This window comes from Acidobacteriota bacterium (genome assembly GCA_039028635.1).
GTDB lineage: Bacteria > Acidobacteriota > Thermoanaerobaculia > Multivoradales > JBCCEF01 > JBCCEF01.
The window spans coordinates 17,531-34,018 of sequence record JBCCHV010000034.1 but is presented as its reverse complement, the minus strand read 5'-3'; the positions used below and the strand labels follow the sequence as shown (position 1 = coordinate 34,018).

The 16,488-nt window shown below is 67.2% G+C and carries 14 protein-coding genes; 8 read left to right on the top strand and 6 right to left on the bottom strand.

Annotated features, from left to right (window positions below; translation table 11 throughout):
- Window positions 1–30: 30 nt before the first annotated feature.
- Together AAF604_14700 and AAF604_14695 are read left to right on the top strand one after the other, a co-directional pair.
- The gene (locus tag AAF604_14700) at window positions 31–1,026 is read left to right on the top strand and encodes a hypothetical protein (GenBank protein MEM7050915.1); all 996 of its coding nucleotides are present in this window, start codon (window positions 31–33) and stop codon (window positions 1,024–1,026) included.
- Window positions 1,027–1,217: 191 nt separating this feature from the next.
- Window positions 1,218–2,108 carry a hypothetical protein gene (locus AAF604_14695; GenBank protein ID MEM7050914.1) on the top strand — a complete coding sequence of 297 codons (891 nt, stop codon included), beginning with the start codon at window positions 1,218–1,220 and terminating at the stop codon, window positions 2,106–2,108.
- A gap of 7 nt (window positions 2,109–2,115) precedes the next feature.
- Here the strand turns inward: AAF604_14695 and AAF604_14690 are convergent, their stop codons facing one another.
- The gene (locus tag AAF604_14690; GenBank protein ID MEM7050913.1) at window positions 2,116–8,139 is read right to left on the bottom strand and encodes an MG2 domain-containing protein; all 6,024 of its coding nucleotides are present in this window, start codon (window positions 8,137–8,139) and stop codon (window positions 2,116–2,118) included.
- Between the two features lie 86 nt (window positions 8,140–8,225).
- Here AAF604_14690 and AAF604_14685 point away from each other — a divergent pair, with 86 nt between their 5' ends.
- The 3 genes from AAF604_14685 to AAF604_14675 all read left to right on the top strand — a co-directional run bounded on the left by AAF604_14685 (window position 8,226) and on the right by AAF604_14675 (window position 10,040).
- Window positions 8,226–8,603, top strand: coding sequence for a transcriptional repressor (locus AAF604_14685; GenBank protein MEM7050912.1), 378 nt, complete (start codon window positions 8,226–8,228; stop codon window positions 8,601–8,603).
- Between the two features lie 63 nt (window positions 8,604–8,666).
- Entirely contained in the window at window positions 8,667–9,152 is a 486-nt protein-coding gene (locus AAF604_14680; GenBank protein MEM7050911.1) for a low molecular weight protein-tyrosine-phosphatase, read from the top strand.
- Window positions 9,153–9,182: 30 nt separating this feature from the next.
- A complete protein-coding gene (locus tag AAF604_14675) occupies window positions 9,183–10,040 on the top strand; it encodes a fructosamine kinase family protein (GenBank protein ID MEM7050910.1) in 858 nt (285 codons plus the stop codon).
- A 78-nt stretch (window positions 10,041–10,118) separates the two neighbouring features.
- Here AAF604_14675 and AAF604_14670 read toward each other — a convergent pair whose 3' ends face one another.
- Window positions 10,119–11,039: a stomatin-like protein gene (locus tag AAF604_14670; protein ID MEM7050909.1), complete on the bottom strand. Its 921-nt coding sequence runs from the start codon at window positions 11,037–11,039 to the stop codon at window positions 10,119–10,121.
- 13 nt (window positions 11,040–11,052) lie between these two features.
- Complete coding sequence (locus AAF604_14665) at window positions 11,053–11,487, bottom strand: NfeD family protein (GenBank protein ID MEM7050908.1); 435 nt, start codon at window positions 11,485–11,487, stop codon at window positions 11,053–11,055.
- Window positions 11,488–11,796: 309 nt separating this feature from the next.
- Between AAF604_14665 and AAF604_14660 the strand changes: the two genes are divergently transcribed.
- Window positions 11,797–11,976 carry a hypothetical protein gene (locus AAF604_14660; GenBank protein MEM7050907.1) on the top strand — a complete coding sequence of 60 codons (180 nt, stop codon included), beginning with the start codon at window positions 11,797–11,799 and terminating at the stop codon, window positions 11,974–11,976.
- Between the two features lie 34 nt (window positions 11,977–12,010).
- Here AAF604_14660 and AAF604_14655 read toward each other — a convergent pair whose 3' ends face one another.
- Both AAF604_14655 and AAF604_14650 read right to left on the bottom strand, forming a co-directional pair.
- Window positions 12,011–13,024 (bottom strand): hypothetical protein, encoded by a 1,014-nt coding sequence (locus AAF604_14655; GenBank protein ID MEM7050906.1) that lies wholly within the window; start codon window positions 13,022–13,024, stop codon window positions 12,011–12,013.
- A gap of 103 nt (window positions 13,025–13,127) precedes the next feature.
- On the bottom strand, window positions 13,128–14,849 hold the full coding sequence (locus tag AAF604_14650; GenBank protein MEM7050905.1) for a PQQ-binding-like beta-propeller repeat protein: 1,722 nt from the start codon (window positions 14,847–14,849) through the stop codon (window positions 13,128–13,130).
- Between the two features lie 172 nt (window positions 14,850–15,021).
- Between AAF604_14650 and AAF604_14645 the strand changes: the two genes are divergently transcribed.
- Window positions 15,022–15,462 carry an SRPBCC family protein gene (locus AAF604_14645; GenBank protein MEM7050904.1) on the top strand — a complete coding sequence of 147 codons (441 nt, stop codon included), beginning with the start codon at window positions 15,022–15,024 and terminating at the stop codon, window positions 15,460–15,462.
- Window positions 15,449–15,802: a metalloregulator ArsR/SmtB family transcription factor gene (locus AAF604_14640; GenBank protein ID MEM7050903.1), complete on the top strand. Its 354-nt coding sequence runs from the start codon at window positions 15,449–15,451 to the stop codon at window positions 15,800–15,802. Before AAF604_14645 ends, AAF604_14640 begins: the two co-directional genes overlap by 14 nt.
- Before the next feature lies 1 nt (window position 15,803).
- Here AAF604_14640 and AAF604_14635 read toward each other — a convergent pair whose 3' ends face one another.
- Entirely contained in the window at window positions 15,804–16,487 is a 684-nt protein-coding gene (locus AAF604_14635) for a DNA-3-methyladenine glycosylase (GenBank protein ID MEM7050902.1), read from the bottom strand.
- Window position 16,488: the final 1 nt, after the last annotated feature.

Sequence of the window (16,488 nt, the reverse complement as noted above, 5' to 3'; positions counted from 1 at the left end):
CTCAGGACTCGAGGTTGCTAGACTTTGCCCATGGCCGCTCAGCCGAAGAAGCTCCTCGCCTTGCCACCCATCCTCCTTTGCGGGTTGCTGGTAGTCGTCCTTTCGCCACAGCCCGGCCTTGCCGAGCAACCCACCCACCTCACCTTCGCGTGGCCAGCCGGCGCCACCGCCGAGGTCTCCTACTCGGTCGAGGGCTGGCGGCAGAGTGGCACTTCGAGAACCACTCTCCAGCGGCAGATGAAGTACCGCCTGCGGGTCTCGGCCCGAAACGGCGAGCCCGGCATGGTGGTCGAGAGGCTCTGGCCGACCGTGCCAGCACCGCGGCGACCAACTTCTGGCCAGCAGAAGTCCTTCTTCGGTTCCCTGCCTCGCCCGACGAACTCGGCGGTTCAGGCCCTGGTCGACGACCTTCCCGAGCTCGTCGAGCGGCTCGAAATTGCGGCCGACGGACGGCTCCTGTCGGTCGATGGCGGGAAGGACCTCGAAACTCGGATCGCGAACGCCCTCGCCGACAGCGAGGCCGACGCCGGGACCCGTTTGCAAATCGAATCTTTGACCACCGACGAGTCCCTCTTCCAGCTCTCGAAGCAGGCTTGGGCCGCGTTGGTCACGGCTTGGCTGGATCGAGACCTGGCGCAGGGCTTCCCCTTCAGCGACCGCAGCGATGCCGAAACGCCCAGTGTGTCGAAGACCGTGGAAGTGCCCGCCTCGGGCCGGTTCGCGGGCTGGGTGCCCTGTGACGAGGACGAGCGAGCGTCCGGGGAGTCGAGTTGTGTCGAGCTGCATTGGTCCGCCGCCCCCCAGGGCGAGGATGCGAAGGAGGCGGTCGAAGCTCTGGAGAGGCGCTCCCTCCAAGGGCTCGAGCTGACCCGCGAGGTCACGGTGGTCGCGGACCCCGCGACCCTCCTCCCCTACTCGACGATCGATCATCTCGAGGCCAAGCGCACCCTCCAACAAGGCAGCGAAACGATCGAATCGTCCGAGAGCATGACGCGGCGGCGGCGTTTCATCTGGACCCACCCCTGATCGAGCCCGAGCCGCTTCGGATCAACTGACGGCGTAGCCGATCGGCCAGCCGCGCTGCGCGACCAACCATGGCCCGGAACGATCTCCGCGGCCCCTTGTCTTTCCCGTTCTCGGGAGATAGCTTTGATGCGATACTTCGATATCGTCGATTCGATCACCGCTTTGATCGCTGGAGCCACGGGGAAGCCACCATGACCTCGAAGTCCCTTGCCACTATTTTTCTGCTCGGCCTGCTCGCCGTCTCGACGGTGGGTTGCGGCCTCGCCGATATTCGCAATTCCGCGCTTCAGGTCGAAGCCCCGACAGCGGAGGCCGTCGAGCGCGGCCGTGCCCTCCTCGAAGCCACCGCCGAGCGTCATGGCCTGGCCGCCTGGTCGACCTTTCGCACCCAAGAAGTGACGGCGGTCGACACCTGGCCGGGCTGGAAACGCTTCATGGGCCACTGGCCGGGCGAGGTGCAGCGCTTTCGCACCCAGACGATTCTCGGCACCTTCACCTCCCGCGCCGAGCTCCTCGATGGCGAGAAAGCCGGCGAGACCTGGGGCATCCAGTCCTGGGCGACCTACAAGCAGCAGGGCGACGGGGAGCCGGAGTTCGCCGACGACGACCACATCCTGTTCTACTTGCCAACGCTGCAGTACTTCAACGAGCTGCCCTACCGCCTGCGCCATGCCGAGATCGTCGCCTATGCCGGCGAGGACGAGCACAACGGCAAGACCTACGACCTGGTGTACGCCACCTGGGGAAGCTTCGCCGCCAACGAGACTCACGACCAGTACGAGCTCTGGATCGGCCGCGACTCGGGTCTGCTGGAGATGGCCTTCTACACCGTCCGCGACGGCATGAAGAGCGCTGTGGGAACGATCCACTTCACCGACTACCGCGAGGTTCAGGGGGTCTGGTTTCCGTTCGTCCAGACGGTGATCATCGGCTCGCCGAAAGACACCGAGTACCCGCTCGACAAGAACTACTTTCACCGCATCGAGGTCGAGAGCACCGCCTTCGACACGGTGGCGCCGGAAGCGCTGCGACCGGACCCGGCGCTGCGCACCGTCGGCGACGCCAAGCCGGCAGCCTCCTGACCTCCTTCTACTCGACGGGCAGGACCGCGCCCGCCGAGTAGGCGGTGAACTCCGGCGCGTACATCGACTGCAGGGTGGCCGGGGCGATCTTGAACTCGCCCGCCATGGCGACCCGCAGGCGATGTTTGAGCACGTATTCGCCACGCGGCAAGCGCTCGAAGAAGAAGTTGGTGCCGCTGTCGCGCACCTCTTCATAGCGCGCCAGGCCGAGGTCCCAACGGTAGCCGGAGGTCAAGCGCTCGGGCTCGAAGCCGGCGCCGCGGGGATCCCGCAGATGGACGTACTCGGCCTCCGCCCGGCTGGCGATGGCGAGATGGACCTCGAGCGAATCACCCACCGCCAGCGCGTCGCCTACCGCCAACGGCTGCAGGGTCCACTCGTCACCTTCCAGCAGCCGCCGGAAGAAGCGACGCTCGACGTGGAAGAGGTCCCCCTGCCCCTCGCTGGGCATCTTCTCGGTGGAGAAATGCCAGGTGGCGGAGGCGAAGGCCAGGCCCGGCGTGGTCTTTTCGACCGCGATCTCGGCCATGGTGGCGGGATCGATGGCTTCGGCCGCGATCGCGAGCCGCCGGGTCGTACCGGTGAAGACCGCGGGATCGAACTCGAAGGTCTCGCGCCGTGGTCCGACGGTCACCGTCACCGCCTCCTCGGCGGCGAGCTGACCTTCCGCCCGCAGGTAGTGGGTCAGGGCATAGAGCACCTCCGCCGTCGCCCGCGTCGACTTCCAGTGGGAAAGCTGACGGTTGAGGAACAACCACTGCACCAGGCCGTGGCGCCGATCGTCCTCCGGGGCCAGCTCGAGCAGAGTGCGCAGAGCGAAAGCGTGGGTCTCGATGGTGTCTCGATGCCACAACCAAGAGCGCTCTTCGGGCGACCAGAAGGTGCCCTCGTCCGGCGTCGTCTGGGCGCTGTCGAAGACGCTCTCGAGCAGCTTCTCGGCGACCTCCGGGCGACCGCCCCGGTGCAGCGCCAGGGCGCCGTAGAGGCGAGCCCTCGGTCCGAGCTGCTGCCAGTGCTCAGCGATGCGATCGAGCAGCAGAGCGCGGTCGTCGGCGCTGAACACGCCGCCGGTCCAGGACTCATCCGGATAGGACGACAGGACATAGGCCAGGAAGGTGACGCGATCCCAGCAGCAGTCCTCGAGCAACCGCTGATCGATGTTGCGATCGTAATCGGTGCGCAGATATCGCCAGCCTTGGGTCACCAGATCCTTCGGCACCTCGATGCCGAACTCGAGGGCCCGGGCCAGACCCTGCAGCACATAGAGGGTCATGTAGGGCGACGGCGGACCACCGGGCCACCAGGGGAAGGCGCCGCCGGCGGTGCGCGAGGCGGTCAGCCGAGCCAAAGCCGTTTCGCGCTGCTCGCGGGCCACCCGCGGGTCGAGCACCTTGATCAGGTGGTCGGGACTCTCGGGACCGCCGCGCGACTGCACCAGCCACGGCGTCTCCTCGAGGCCGAGACGACGATTCGGATCGTCCGCCTCCCAGGGCTCGAGACGAGTATCGCGCTCGGCCATGGCGGCGGCCGCCCGCGAGATCGCCGGATGAGCCTCGAAGAGGCTCGACAGGATGCCCGTCGAAACGAACCGGTTGAGGGTCTGCTCGGTGCATTCGTAGGGATAGTCGATGAGGTAGGGCAACGCCGCCAGGGCACCGTAGAAGAGCTGACCATCGACGGTCACGGAGAGTGAATCGTCGCGCCGACTGGGATCGTCATCGGCCGCCAGCTCAGCGAACCGCAGCACCTGGCGATCGGCGTCACGCAGCGCCGTGAAGCGCGACTGCGACAGGTAGAGCCGACCCGGCAATACCGGCACCGGCCTCAGCTCACCGTCGGACAGGCCCGCCGCCCGGCCGCGGACGCGAACCTGCACCTCGCCCAGTCCCGGCGGGACCTGCAGCGAGAAAGCGTGGCGGTCGCTGCCTCCGGCGGGCGCCGCGAAGGCTGCCTTGGCGTTGGAAAGGCCAAAGGCATCGGCAACGCTTTCGCCACTCACCGGGTCGAGGAGCTCGAGCTCCAGCTCGCCCTCCAGCCGGCTGTCGCCGCCGTTGTTGACCAACACTTCGAGCACCGCCCGGTCGCCTTCGCGCAGGAAGCGCGGCACCGCCGGCCGCACCATCAGGTCCTGCGCCGTGCGCAGGTCGCGCGACACGGTGCCGCCGCGCAGATCGCGGGTGATCGCCGACAGCCACAGCCGCCACTCGGTGAGAGCCTCGGGCATCACCACCTCGATCTCGACCACCCCGTCGTCTCCGATCTCGAGGTGGGGATACCAGAAGGCGGTCTCGCGGAAGTCGCTGCGCAGCGGTTGGTCCGCCGTGACGGCCTCCTCGGTCGCCTGTTCGGCCGGCGCCGCCGGCGCCGCGACTTTGGCGGTGGCGAGGGTCGAGTCGCTGGCGGTGAGCTCGTCGGCCAGGGCCTCGGGAGCCCGCACCGCCTCGGCCATCACGGCCCCCGCTCCGATGGATCGATAGTTCCCTCGGGCCCCCCGGCCGAGCACCGTGCGGACAAAGCCATCGAAGACTTTGAGCCGCGCCGCTCGCAGGCCGGCTCCGGCCAAACGCCGAGAGAACCCCTTCTCTCGACGATAGATCTCGTAACCCTGACCGACACTCGCCTGCGCCTCCGAGGGACCGAAGCGAACCGGGTAGACGTCGAGCACGTCGACCGGCTGGTGGGGCCGGAAGAGGTCGAGACTGCGGTCGTACATGAAGGCCAGCAGCTCGGCCGCGCCGCGCTCGAGCACCTCCCCATCAGCCCCGGCGAGGCGTACCTTCCAGGTCTCGCGGGATCCCGGCAGCAGCTCTTCCCGGAAGGTCTCGAGCTCGATGTCGACGCGCCGGTCGTCCCACGGAACGAACAGATTGACGTTTCGGCTGAGGAGCTGATGGTCACGCACCGCCGTCAGGCGCAAACTCAATCCGCCACGGTCCTCGAGGCCGATGGGCAGGGCGAAGCGTGATGCATCGCGTCCGGCCTCGAGCACCCGCCGGACCACCCGCTGGTGCCCCCGGTAGACCTCGAACACCATCTCCTGGCCGGCAAATCCGGAATGGGCGAAAACCTGCAGCGACTCGCCAGCTCGCGGCTTCTCGTGCTCCGTTTCGAGCACCAAGGGCACCGCCAGAGGCGTGCTGCCGGCGCCGGCCACGATCAGCTCCCGCTGGTCCTCGAAAACACCCCCATAGGGATCTTCGGTGCGATAGATCAGGCGGTAGGCACCGGCCGGGAGGGCCGGGAGCGCGATCTCGGCACGGCCATCCTCGCCGTGGTTGGCGCCCCCTTCGCCGACCGTTTCCGCGGCCCGCCAGGAACTCATCTCATCGAGCGAGGGGGAGAAGGGGGTGTGGCGTGGACTGCGCTGGTCGGCAGCGGTGCGGAAGGCGTCCTCAGGGACCTCCACGGGCCGCTCCCCAGGAAGCTGCGGAACCGCCGGCTGGTCCAGCCGATGAAGACTCCATTCGCCGGCGCCGGCCCGCGGCGTGCCGTCGAGATCCTGACGCTGAACGGCGACCGCGAAGGGCTCGTCGGCGACCTGGAAGGCACGATCGAAATCGATGATCCCCTCCACCGCCAGAGCCCCGAGACGGAATCCGCGGCGGGCGTCGCGGGTCTCACCGGACTCGTCCGTGAGGCTGGCAGCGAGCTCGTAGCGGTAGGTGACTCGGGGATCGGAGTCGTCCGCCTGGGGAGTGAAGCGGACCGAGAAGGTGCCGTCGCTCCCGACCTCCGTCACGCCCCCCGCCACCACCTGAGCCGGGGTTTGGGGTCCGCGCAGCCAACCGCGCCAGTCGAGCGGCCAAAGCGGCCTACGGGTCACCGACCAGCGCACCTCGCCCAAGGTGACCGGCAGGCCGAAGTAGTAGCGCCCTCGGCCGGTGAAGGTCACCGGCTGGCGCAGGCGCGGCGCCACCTCCGGATCGTCGAAGGTGACCTCGAAGGTCGGTCGCTTGTACTCCTCGACCTGCACCGACGCTCCCCCCGAAGGAGACGCGCTGAGATACCACGAGCCGAGCAGGCGTCCCGGCGGAATCGTCAGCTCCCCGGAAGCCGATCCGAAGCCATTGGTCGTCACCTCGACGCTGCCGACGCGGTCGCCGTTGGCATCCGTCAAGGTTACCGTCACGGCTCGCCCCGGCAACGTCTGGAAGCGACCCTCGAGCCGCTTTCCCTCGTAGGCCACCACCTTGAACTGCAGCCGCTGACCGGGTCGATAGATGGCCCGATCGGTGGTGACCAGGGTCGCCGGACGGACTTCGTTTTCTTCGCCCCCGTAGTAGACCAGCGCATTGGCATCGAAGGCGACCTCGTCGCCGCGCCGCGCCACCAAGAACTGGTGGTGATCCGCGGATGTCCGGAAGCGCAGCCGGCCCCGGGCGTCGCTGATCTTCTGGCTCACCCGGCGCGGCGTCGAGCGCCAATCGTGGCGGTAGAGATCGACCCGCACTCCCGAGAGGGAGCGACCGTCGTGGCCCGACCGCACTTCGACCTCGAGCTGGCCCTCGACCAGGCGCGACACCAGCACCGGCTCACCGACGGTGAGATAAACCGCCGAGCGCAGGTTGCCCTCCTCGCCGAAGTCCTCCGCCGCCGACGCGACGATCATGTAGACACCCGGCGCCTCGAGCGGTGGCACGATGTCCGCCGCATGGAGACGAAAATCTACCGTCTCCTCGAGCTCTTCGGTCCACGCCACCGCCGGCTCGTCACCGGCGATCATGTCGGCGACTTCCTGGTGCCGCGGCAACAGTCCACTGCGCAGGCTGCGCTTCAGGCGCTGGTCGAGGTCGAAGCGATAGGCGCGAAAGTAGACCGTCTCGAGATTCTGGTACGTCAACCGCAGGGAGCGCTCAGCGAGACCGTCGCTCACCATGCCCGCGAGGCGGAAGGTCGGCGCTTCGATCTCGGCGATGATGGCTCGGCACTCGACGGCGCCGGGGCCGTCCGCATGCAGCTCGGCGCCGCGACGGGCCAGAGCGCGGGCGCGCACCCGCGCCTGGGGATCCTCTTCCTGCAGCACGCGACGCGCCAGCGTCGCCATGCCCATCGACCACCAGGGCCGGTCGTGGCCGAGCTCTTCGAGGGCGCGGCGCAGCTCGGCGGTGATCCGTTCCTGCAATCCGTCCTTGGTGAAGCCGACCCGGCCCAGCAGCTCGACGAGCTGGCGCCGGGCTTCGAAAGCGGCTTCCTGGCGGCCAGCCGTACGATGCCAGCGCTCGAGGTCCGTCAGCACCGCTCCCAGGCGGAGCAGCGGATGGCCCTCGGCGACCTCTCCGGAGCCATCGAGGATGGCTTCGAGATCGAGCAGGTCGAGATCGTTCGACTGCGCCGGAGTCCACAGCGAAGAATTGGCCAGGAACTCCGCCCACAGGTAGCTCAGCGAATCTCGCAAGGTGCCACGGATCGATTCCGGAAAGGACGCTTCATGGAACAAGTCGGGCAAGGAGCCCGTCGATCGCGCACCGAGCTCGTCGCGGCTGGCCCAGGCTCGACCGTAGGCGTCGCCGGCATCGGCGACGAACTGCCCCAGAGTCCAGGCCGAGAAGGGCAGATCCCGCCGACTGCCCTGCCGTTCGCGCTGGCGCACGTCCCAGCCGTAGGCCTGAACGTACTGAGCGATGGCGTGACCGTAGACCAGATCGACCACCCAACCGCCCGCGGCCCCGGCAGGCCGGTCTTCGTCGCGCAGCTCCTCGAGCGCCGCCTCGAAGCCACCGACGGCGATGGTGAGGGAAGCACGGCGAATCAGCAGCAGCGCCCAGGCGTCCTGATCGCCGGTCTGGCGCGCCTGGCCGAGCATCGTCGCGGCAAGCTCCCGCGCCTGCCGAAACTTCTGCTCCGCGATCAAGATCTCGAGCTGTTGCCAAGAGTCGGCGTTCACGGTGGCGTTCTCCGTCGGCGTTGGGGAGTCGTCCGTCGGCGCATCCTCGACGGCGAGGGTCGTCGGAGTGGTGCCGCAACCGAGACCACTCCCCAGAAGAGCTGCGATGAGCAACCAAAGACAAGGGTTGAGAGCATTCCATGCCATAGTGATTAGTTTAGACGCGACCCACAACGGAAACAGAACCACCGGTGATCGTCATCTCCGTTATGATGGAGATCAGGGGACCGACTATGCAGCGACAGACTCTCCAAAGATCGGCCATTCGGACCGCTCTCGAACACGCCGGCCGCCCCTTGAGCCCGCAGGAAATCCTCGAGCTGGCGCAGGACAGCGCGCCGGGCCTCGGCATCGCCACCGTTTACCGCAATCTCAAGAAGCTGCTCGAGAAGGGCTGGTTGCGGGAGGTCGAGCTACCCGGCGCCGCCAGCCGCTATGAGCTGACCGGCAAGGGTCATCATCATCACTTTCACTGCCGCGCCTGCGACCGTGTCTACGAAGTCGAAGACTGCCCCGGTCGGCTGGCCGAACTCGCCCCTCCCGGTTTTCGAACGGAAGACCACGAGCTCATCCTCTACGGAGTCTGTGCCACCTGCGAAGGCGCCACCTGACGGTTTTCGCCGGTTCCCCGGCCATCGAACTTTCCCATCGAACAATTCAGGGTCCGAGAAGCCATGAATCTCGCCAGCTCCACTCCGTCCCGAGTGCTCTTCGTCTGCATGGGCAATATTTGCCGTTCGCCCACCGCCGAGGGCGTTCTGCGCCACCTGATTCGCGACCGCGGCCTCGAAGAGCGGGTCGAGGTCGATTCCGCCGGCACCATCGGCTACCACAGCGGCGAGGCCGCCGACCCACGAATGCGACAGGCCGCGGAGCGCCGTGGCTACCCCCTCGAGAGCCGGGCTCGACAGGTGGCGGCCGAGGATTTCGAGCGCTTCGATTTGATCGTCGCCATGGACCGCGACAATCTCGAAGATCTCCACGAGCTCGAAGTCGAGGGCCGCGCCGAGCTCAAGCTGCTGTCGGATTTCCTGCCCAACGGCTCGCCCAAAGACGTCCCCGATCCCTACTATGGCGGTGATCACGGATTCGAGGAGGTTCTCGACCTGATCGAGAGCGCCAGCCCCGCGCTGCTCGATTACCTCACCGCAGCTTCCTGAGGCGCAGCGAGGCAAAGCCTCGCGGAAACGATGGAAGCCAGCCTTCGCCTCGCCCTCTCCCAGGCCCTCACCGATGCCGGCTCGACCGGTGAGCCGGCCCGTCTCGCGGGCCATCGCCTCGAGCTCGCCGATGGCCGCAGTCTGTTCTTCAAGGGCCTCGAGGGGCCGCCCTACGATCGCTGCGAGAAAGAAGCCGCCGGCCTCGCGGCCCTCGCCGCCGTGGGCGCCATCCGCGGACCGCGGCTGGTCGCTCCGGGGCGATGCGGCGAGCTCACTTTCTTGATCCTCGAACAGATCTCGGCGACCTCTCCCGGCCATGGGTTCTTCGAGACCTTCGGCCGCGCCCTGGCGCAGCATCACCGCCAATCCACCGGCGACCGCTTCGGCTTCGACCACGACAACTACCTCGGCGCCACCCCCCAACCCAACGGCTGGTGCGATGACGGCTGTCAGTTCTTCTGCGACCATCGCCTCGGCTTCCAGCTCGCCTTGGCGCGGCGCCGAGGCCTCGCCGATGGCGAGCTCTCGACCCTCGGGGATCGCTTGCTCGCTCGCCTCGACGACTGGCTGGAATTGCCGGACGAGCCGCCATGCCTGATTCACGGCGACCTGTGGAGCGGCAACTTCCTGGTCGCCGCCGGGAACCAGCCGGTGTGGATCGACCCGGCGGCCCACTGGGCCCATCGCGAGGCGGACCTCGCCATGGCGCGCCTCTTCGGCGGCTTTTCGCCGCGTTTCTTCGCCGCCTACGAAGAAGCTTGGCCCCTGCAGCCGGGCGCCGCCGAGCGCAACGACCTCTTCCAGCTCTACCACCTGCTCAATCACCTCAACCTGTTCGGTGGGAGCTATCGCGAGGGCTGCCTCGCCATCCTTCGCCGGCTGGTCTGACGGGCGATCGTACAAACGACGAGGCCCGACGCCTGAGCGCCGGGCCACCAGAGAACGCGATGGGAACGGGATCGAGTGTTACGACTTCTTGTCGCGCTCGATGATGTTCATCGCCAGCGACATCATCGACCCGACATCGGCGACACTGGCCGGTAGCACCAAGCTGTTGGCCTCCTTCGCCAGCTCGCCGAAGCGGGCGATGTAGTCCTCCGCCACCCTTAGCTGGATGGCTTCGTAGCCGCCCGGCGCCTGAGTCGCCGCCGCCACCTCGACAACGCCCTCGGCGGTCGCCTTGGCCACCGCCAGAATCGCCGCCGCTTCGCCCTGAGCCTCATTGATCTGCTTTTCCTTGGCCGCCTCGGAAGCCTTGATGACCTGCTGCTTGTCACCCTCGGCGACGTTGATGGCGGCATCCCGATCACCCTCGGAGGTCAACACCACGGCGCGCTTCTCGCGCTCGGCGCGCATCTGCTTCTCCATTGCCGCCAGCACGTCGTGGGGCGGCGTGATGTTCTTGATCTCGTAGCGCAGCACCTTGATGCCCCAGGGATCGGAGGCCTTGTCGAGCTCGGTGACCACCTGCACGTTGATGGTGGTGCGCTCTTCGAAGGTGCGATCGAGATCGATCTTGCCGATCTCGCTGCGCAGCGTCGTCTGGGCGAGCTGAGAGATGGCGAACAGGTAATCGGCGACCCCGTAGGAGGCCCGCTTGGGGTCCATCACCTTGAGGTAGAGAACGCCGTCCACCCCCACCTGGACGTTGTCCCGAGTAATGCAGATCTGCTCGGCGATATCCACCGCGCGCTCCTTCAGCGAGTGCTTGTAGCGCACCGCATCGAAGAACGGCAGCAGAATGTGAAAGCCGGCATGAAGGGTTTTCTGGTAGCGCCCCAGGCGCTCGACCACGTAGCTGTTCTGCTGCGGCACGATCACCGCGGTCTTGATGATCACGGTGATCGCCAACAGGGCGAGAACTGCCGACACAATGGCGGTTGTCATCTTGGTACCTCCCTCATCGAATGAAGATCGTCAGCCCCTCGACCTGCTCGATCATGCCGCGCTCACCAACCGCCAAGGTGCGGTCGCCGAGGTTCTTGGCTTTCCATGTCGAGCCGCGGAGCTCAGCTTGTCCGATACCTCCTGGGGCGATGTCCTCGAGAACCAGGGCGGTGCTCCCCACGATGCGATCGACGTCCGCCACACCGCCCTGTCCGGAGGCGTTCATGCGTCGCAGAATCGGTCCCCGCAGGCTGAACAGCGAGACCATCGAAAGGACCGAGAACAGCACCAGTTGCATCCACAGGGGTCCGACGATACCGATCGCTTCCAGCATTCCCACCAGAATCGCCGCGGCACCAAAAAAGACCAGCACCACGGCCCCCGGAACCAGCGCCACTTCGGCTACCAACAGACCCAACCCGATCAGGATCCAAAGCCACCAATCCATGGTCGTCACCTCGATTCCCAAAACCGGTCGACGGGACCGGTGAATGAACATCGCTTTCCAACGGAGTTCAGCGTGCAAGCGCTCGACTTCGACTGGCGGGTCGAGCACTCGCTCATTCTACGACCAGCCAGTGACTCCCATTCCCGGGCTGGTTTAGCCGCCCTCCTCGCCGTCGGCCCTCCGCGAGCGCCGAAAGAGAGCCAACCGAGACCGCGGCGAGCGAAGAAACCGCAGGAGTCGAACGTAGAGAGCGCAGAAGCCGAGTCTCGACACCCCTGCGAGGCCCGGCGAAAGCAACTCGGAGTAGCGATGATCGAATGCCAAGAAAAGACCGACGTCCGTCCTTGCTGTCCCCACTGCAAGACCGACCTGACCACCCTCTGGTTCCAGGAGATGAGGAGCGTGCTGGGAAGGCGATACGCCTACTTCTGTCCCGAGTGCCGAGGGATCGTCGGGGTCTCCCATCGCAAGGGCTTCTGGATGGGCTGAGGCAGGCTCGCCTCGGAACGGCCGAGCCGGCAGATCAGTCGTCGGCGGCTGGCGGCAAGGCCGCGATCAAGTCGGCCGAGGCCTGGTCGAGGCTGCGCTCGCCCCTCAGGTAGGCCGGCCAGGTCCCTTCGACCGCCTCGCGAAACTTCCCCCAGAAGCGGTTCCACATGCCGTGGTGCTCCATGTAGGGGACATAGCCCGGCTCACCGGCGGCGGCGAGCACCTCCTTTACCGCCTCACCGGTGGTGAAGAACTGCACCACATGCCATAGGTCCCGTGGCAGCTCGACATCGGCTTCCTCGGCCGCCTTCTTCAAGGCGACCTGCATCGGATCGGAGCGCTCCATCAGGATATGGGAGGCTTCGTGAACGGTGATTTCGAAGGCGTCACGATCGGCGGTGCGACTGGCGATCAAGACATGGGCCGGGGATACCAGCGTATTGGCTCCGACCGGCGGCGCATGGCCAACCAGGTCGATCCTCACCGGCTCCTCCGGCAAGGGATTCTGATACAGCTCTTCGAGGCGCTCCATGAGCGCCACCTGATGGGCCTGAAGCTGTGGCGAAAGCTTCTCGAGCCAGCGCCGATTCTCGGCGTCTTGCCGCGGCCAGTAGCAAGCTTCGTAAGCTGGCCCAGCGGCCTGACGCAGACCGACGGCGATTGAGACGAAGCGCCGGTCCCCGTCGTCGAAGTCGTCATCATGGCCGATCAGGGCAAAGCGCGGCAGCACCTGCTGCCGCGACATCCAGCTCTTCGGCGAAACCACCTTGGCGTAGTAGTCCACCGCCAGGTTCCAAGCGGTCCGCGCCGAAGGCGCCAATCGGCCAAAGCAGCTCGCCGCGTCGCTGTCGTCCTGAAACAGCTCCCGTCGCTCTCGCTGACGGGAGGCTCCCGCCACCAGCAGAGCGTCGTGGAGATTGGTCTCGAAGTCGCTGTAGAAGGCGAACTGAGGTGTCGTAGCCAACGGCCCCCCAGCCTCACCGGCCAGCGGCAGAGCCATGACGAGTACCACGCCGAAACCAATGATCGACCTCGCGAGTGTCTTCATCGCCTCCCCCTTCCGTTCCCGCATTTCGTAGAGCTCGGGCTCGACCGCTGCCCTCGAGCTACCTGTACGAGTCGCGACGGACGGAGGTCCAAGCGGGGCCGCCTCAGCCCGCCGCCCGCGGCAAGCGGAAGGCCGCCATCTCGACACCGTTGCGCACCAGCAGGAGGTCGTCGACCAGCGCTGGATGGTTCCAAGTCTTGCCGTCGAGGGCGCCGTCGAAGCGTGCCACCTCCTCGAAGCCATCGGGCCGCGCCGAAACCAGGGCGAGGTCGCCCTGCTCGCTCAGCACCAGCAAGAGATCCTGATCCGCCAGCAATAGTAGCTGGCCGTTGCCGTAGCGCCCGCCCTTCCAGTTGCGCTGACCATCGGCCAGGTCGACGCTCGCCAGAATCGGGCCATCGAAACCGTAGGCATGACCGCCGTGGACCACGAAGTCGTTGAAGTAGGGCTTGAAGCGGTTCGTCGACCAGCGCTCCTCCGCTTTCCAGCCGCTGGCGTCGGCGGTGAGGGCGTGGCGGCGCAGGCCACGTCCTTCACCATCGCTGAGCAGGAGATCGCCGTCGGCGGTCAGGCCCGGCTGAACGATGCGCGAGGTGCCCTCCATCTCCACCTCCCAGAGCACTTCGCCATCGTCCGGCCCAAAGGCGGTGGCGCCGAAGCTGCTCATCAGAACCACCTGGGCTCCCTCCGACCGCTCCAGCAGGTGCGGCGAGCTGTAGCCGTAGCGACCCGCGGGACCACGCCAGCGCAGCTCGCCGGACTCCCGCTCGTAGGCCCCGAGCTCGCCCGCCAGGGCGACGAAAACCAGCTCATCGGTGACCAGAGGCGAGCCGGCGAATCCCCAACCGGGTGCCTTGCGGTCGAGGTCGCCGGCCGCGTCCCGCGACCACAGGAGGTCCCCACTGGTGGCGTCGAGGGCGTTGAGCAACCCGGTGCCACCGAGGCTGTAGACGCGGCCCCCATAGAGCGTCGGCGTCGCCCGCGGGCCGGCCCCGGCATGGGAATCCCAGAAGCGCACCGCGTCGCGATGTTTCCACAGCGGCTCCCCGGTGCGCCGGTGATAGCAGGAGACGAGCTCTTCCTCACCGCGCTGCTCCTGGGTGAAGATCCGCTCGCCCTGCACCGCGAAGGAAGACACCGCGGGACCGATGTTCTGGCGCCAGACTTCCATCGGCGGCGTCCGATTCCAATCGGTCGCAATCGCCAGTCCGGTCACGACACTGTCGCGCCCGGCGCCCCGGAATCCGGGCCATTCGGCAACGCTACCCGACGCCAGGACGGAAGCGGAGGCGCGCAGCGGTGCCTCGTCCTGCGCCAGCAACCGCTCCTCGGCCGTCTCGGTCCAGCGCCAGGCGAAGTCCTGCTGGGCGGCGCCGGTCATGCCGTTGGTCCGCACCAGCAGCCACCCGAAGCAAGTGACCAGTAGGGCGACCGCCAGCACGCCCCATCGGCGGGCGCGCGGCCAGCGCTCGGCGGCGATCGCCCACAGCACCAACACCAGGCAGACCGACGGTATGGCGTAGATCGGGAACATCAGGCCCATCATGGTGCTGGCGATGGATTCGTGCAGGAACTGCTGGGTGATCCCGAAGGCCAAAACCAGCGAGGCCAGGCCACCCCAGCGTTCCCAGCGCGAGGCACGACTGAAGAACAGCCACCAGACGACGACCGCCAGGCCGAGGGCCAGGCTGCCGAGAACGGCGAAGGGCATGGCCTCCGGGATCAGCCGCGGCACGACGTAGCGCGCCACCCACTGCACTGCCACCAAGAGGACTCCGGGCCACAACCGCAGGGGCGGAAGCTCTCTGTTCTGGGATATCGACATGACAAATCCTCGTCTTGAAAGTTGAATCGAACGGCGCTGGTCCCTACGCCGACGGTACCCCGGGTGTTTCGCCGCCGGCCAAGAATAGCAACCCAAAGGTTGCATTCCGTCGTCAGCCGTGGAACGATATGAGCAACCCAAAGGTTGCATAACCTAAACGGAGATCATCCCCATGCAAGACAAGATCGAAAAAAGCGTCGACCTGAAGGCCCCCGTCCCCCGCGTCTGGCGGGCGCTGACCGACCACCGCGAGTTCGGAGCCTGGTTCCGGGTCGACCTGGAGAATCCTTTCACCATCGGCGAGGTCACCGCGGGTCGGGTCACCCACCCGGAGTGCGACCATCTGCAATGGGCAGCGCTGGTGCGCGCCATCGAGCCAGAGCGCTACTTCGCCTTCTCATGGTGTCCCCTGGCGCAAGATGCCGACTTCGACAAAGGCCCGACGACCCTGGTCGAGTTCACCTTGACGGCGACGCAAGAGGGCACCCGCCTCGAGATCTGCGAGTCGGGCTTCGGCGCCTTGCCCGCCGGACCGCGCAACGAGGCCCTGCGCTCGAACACCCGCGGTTGGAACGAGCAGGTTCACAACATCGCCGCCCATGTCGCGGCTTGAGCTCGTGCCGACGACGACCTCTGCCGCCGCCGCGCCGGTTCCGACCTTCGCCGCCCTCGGCGACTTCACGCGCCTCGAGCTGATCGCGCGGCTGGGCGATGGCTCGAGTCACTCGATCGCCCAGCTCACCGACGGCCTCGACCTCACCCGCCAGGGCGTCACCAAGCACCTGCGGGTGCTCGAGAGGGCCGGCCTGGTGAAGAGCGAGCGCATCGGCCGCGAAAGTCGCTACACCTTCCTACCGGAGCCGATCGACGAAGCCCGCGCCTACCTCGACCGCGTCTCCCGCCAGTGGGATGAGGCCTTGGGACGTCTCCGAGCCTTCGTGGAGGACTCTTGAGTCACCAGCGCGGCCGCGACATGTGGCGATTGCCGCGCAGCGCAAAACGCAGCGGCCAGTCGACGGCCTCGCCGGCGTAGTCGATGCCGACCCGCGGGCCGCGGGCGATCTCTTCGTCACCCACCGGCTCGCCGGCGGTCAGCAGGAGCTCACCGCGGTAAAGAGCGACGCCATCGTGGCGGCGGTCGATGTCGAGGGCCTGGCAGAGCTTGCCGGGACCGCCCAGCAAGTCACCCGGTCGAGGCGGTCGCGACAGGCCGCGCCGCGCCGTCATCTCGCTCTCCCCGCTCACCGGCTCGGCGGCGCGGATCAGGACGGCGCAGCCGTTGTCGGCCCCTTCGGTGACGGCGTTGAGGCAGAAGTACATGCCGTAGATGAAGTAGACATAGGCGTAGCCACCGCGCCGATAGAGGCTTGCGGTGCGGGCCGTGCGACGCTCGTTCCAGGCGTGGCTGGCGCGATCCGGCGTGCCGAGGTAGGCCTCCGTCTCGACCAGCCGAGCGACCAGCCGGCGGCTCCCCTGGCGGCGCACCAGGTAGCGCCCCAGGAGATCTCTCGCGACGTCCGCCGTCGAGCGGCGGTAGAAGTCCACCGGCAGCGGCTCGAACCGGCGCCGATCGATCCTGGCGGCGGTCGCCGGCGATGGCCGGACGGCGGGTTGCGAAGGTCTCGAGGAAGGGGACATG

Bases quoted from the DNA above. Each gene is read 5' to 3' on its own strand.
- AAF604_14665 (MEM7050908.1), bottom strand. From the start codon at position 11,487: ATGGATTGGTGGCTTTGGATCCTGATCGGGTTGGGTCTGTTGGTAGCC.
- AAF604_14660 (MEM7050907.1), top strand. From the start codon at position 11,797: ATGATCGAATGCCAAGAAAAGACCGACGTCCGTCCTTGCTGTCCCCAC.
- AAF604_14670 (MEM7050909.1), bottom strand. From the start codon at position 11,039: ATGACAACCGCCATTGTGTCGGCAGTTCTCGCCCTGTTGGCGATCACC.
- AAF604_14700 (MEM7050915.1), top strand. From the start codon at position 31: ATGGCCGCTCAGCCGAAGAAGCTCCTCGCCTTGCCACCCATCCTCCTT.
- AAF604_14685 (MEM7050912.1), top strand. From the start codon at position 8,226: ATGCAGCGACAGACTCTCCAAAGATCGGCCATTCGGACCGCTCTCGAA.
- AAF604_14640 (MEM7050903.1), top strand. From the start codon at position 15,449: ATGTCGCGGCTTGAGCTCGTGCCGACGACGACCTCTGCCGCCGCCGCG.
- AAF604_14695 (MEM7050914.1), top strand. From the start codon at position 1,218: ATGACCTCGAAGTCCCTTGCCACTATTTTTCTGCTCGGCCTGCTCGCC.
- AAF604_14635 (MEM7050902.1), bottom strand. From the start codon at position 16,487: ATGTCCCCTTCCTCGAGACCTTCGCAACCCGCCGTCCGGCCATCGCCG.
- AAF604_14645 (MEM7050904.1), top strand. From the start codon at position 15,022: ATGCAAGACAAGATCGAAAAAAGCGTCGACCTGAAGGCCCCCGTCCCC.
- AAF604_14650 (MEM7050905.1), bottom strand. From the start codon at position 14,849: ATGTCGATATCCCAGAACAGAGAGCTTCCGCCCCTGCGGTTGTGGCCC.
- AAF604_14675 (MEM7050910.1), top strand. From the start codon at position 9,183: ATGGAAGCCAGCCTTCGCCTCGCCCTCTCCCAGGCCCTCACCGATGCC.
- AAF604_14655 (MEM7050906.1), bottom strand. From the start codon at position 13,024: ATGAAGACACTCGCGAGGTCGATCATTGGTTTCGGCGTGGTACTCGTC.
- AAF604_14680 (MEM7050911.1), top strand. From the start codon at position 8,667: ATGAATCTCGCCAGCTCCACTCCGTCCCGAGTGCTCTTCGTCTGCATG.
- AAF604_14690 (MEM7050913.1), bottom strand. From the start codon at position 8,139: ATGGCATGGAATGCTCTCAACCCTTGTCTTTGGTTGCTCATCGCAGCT.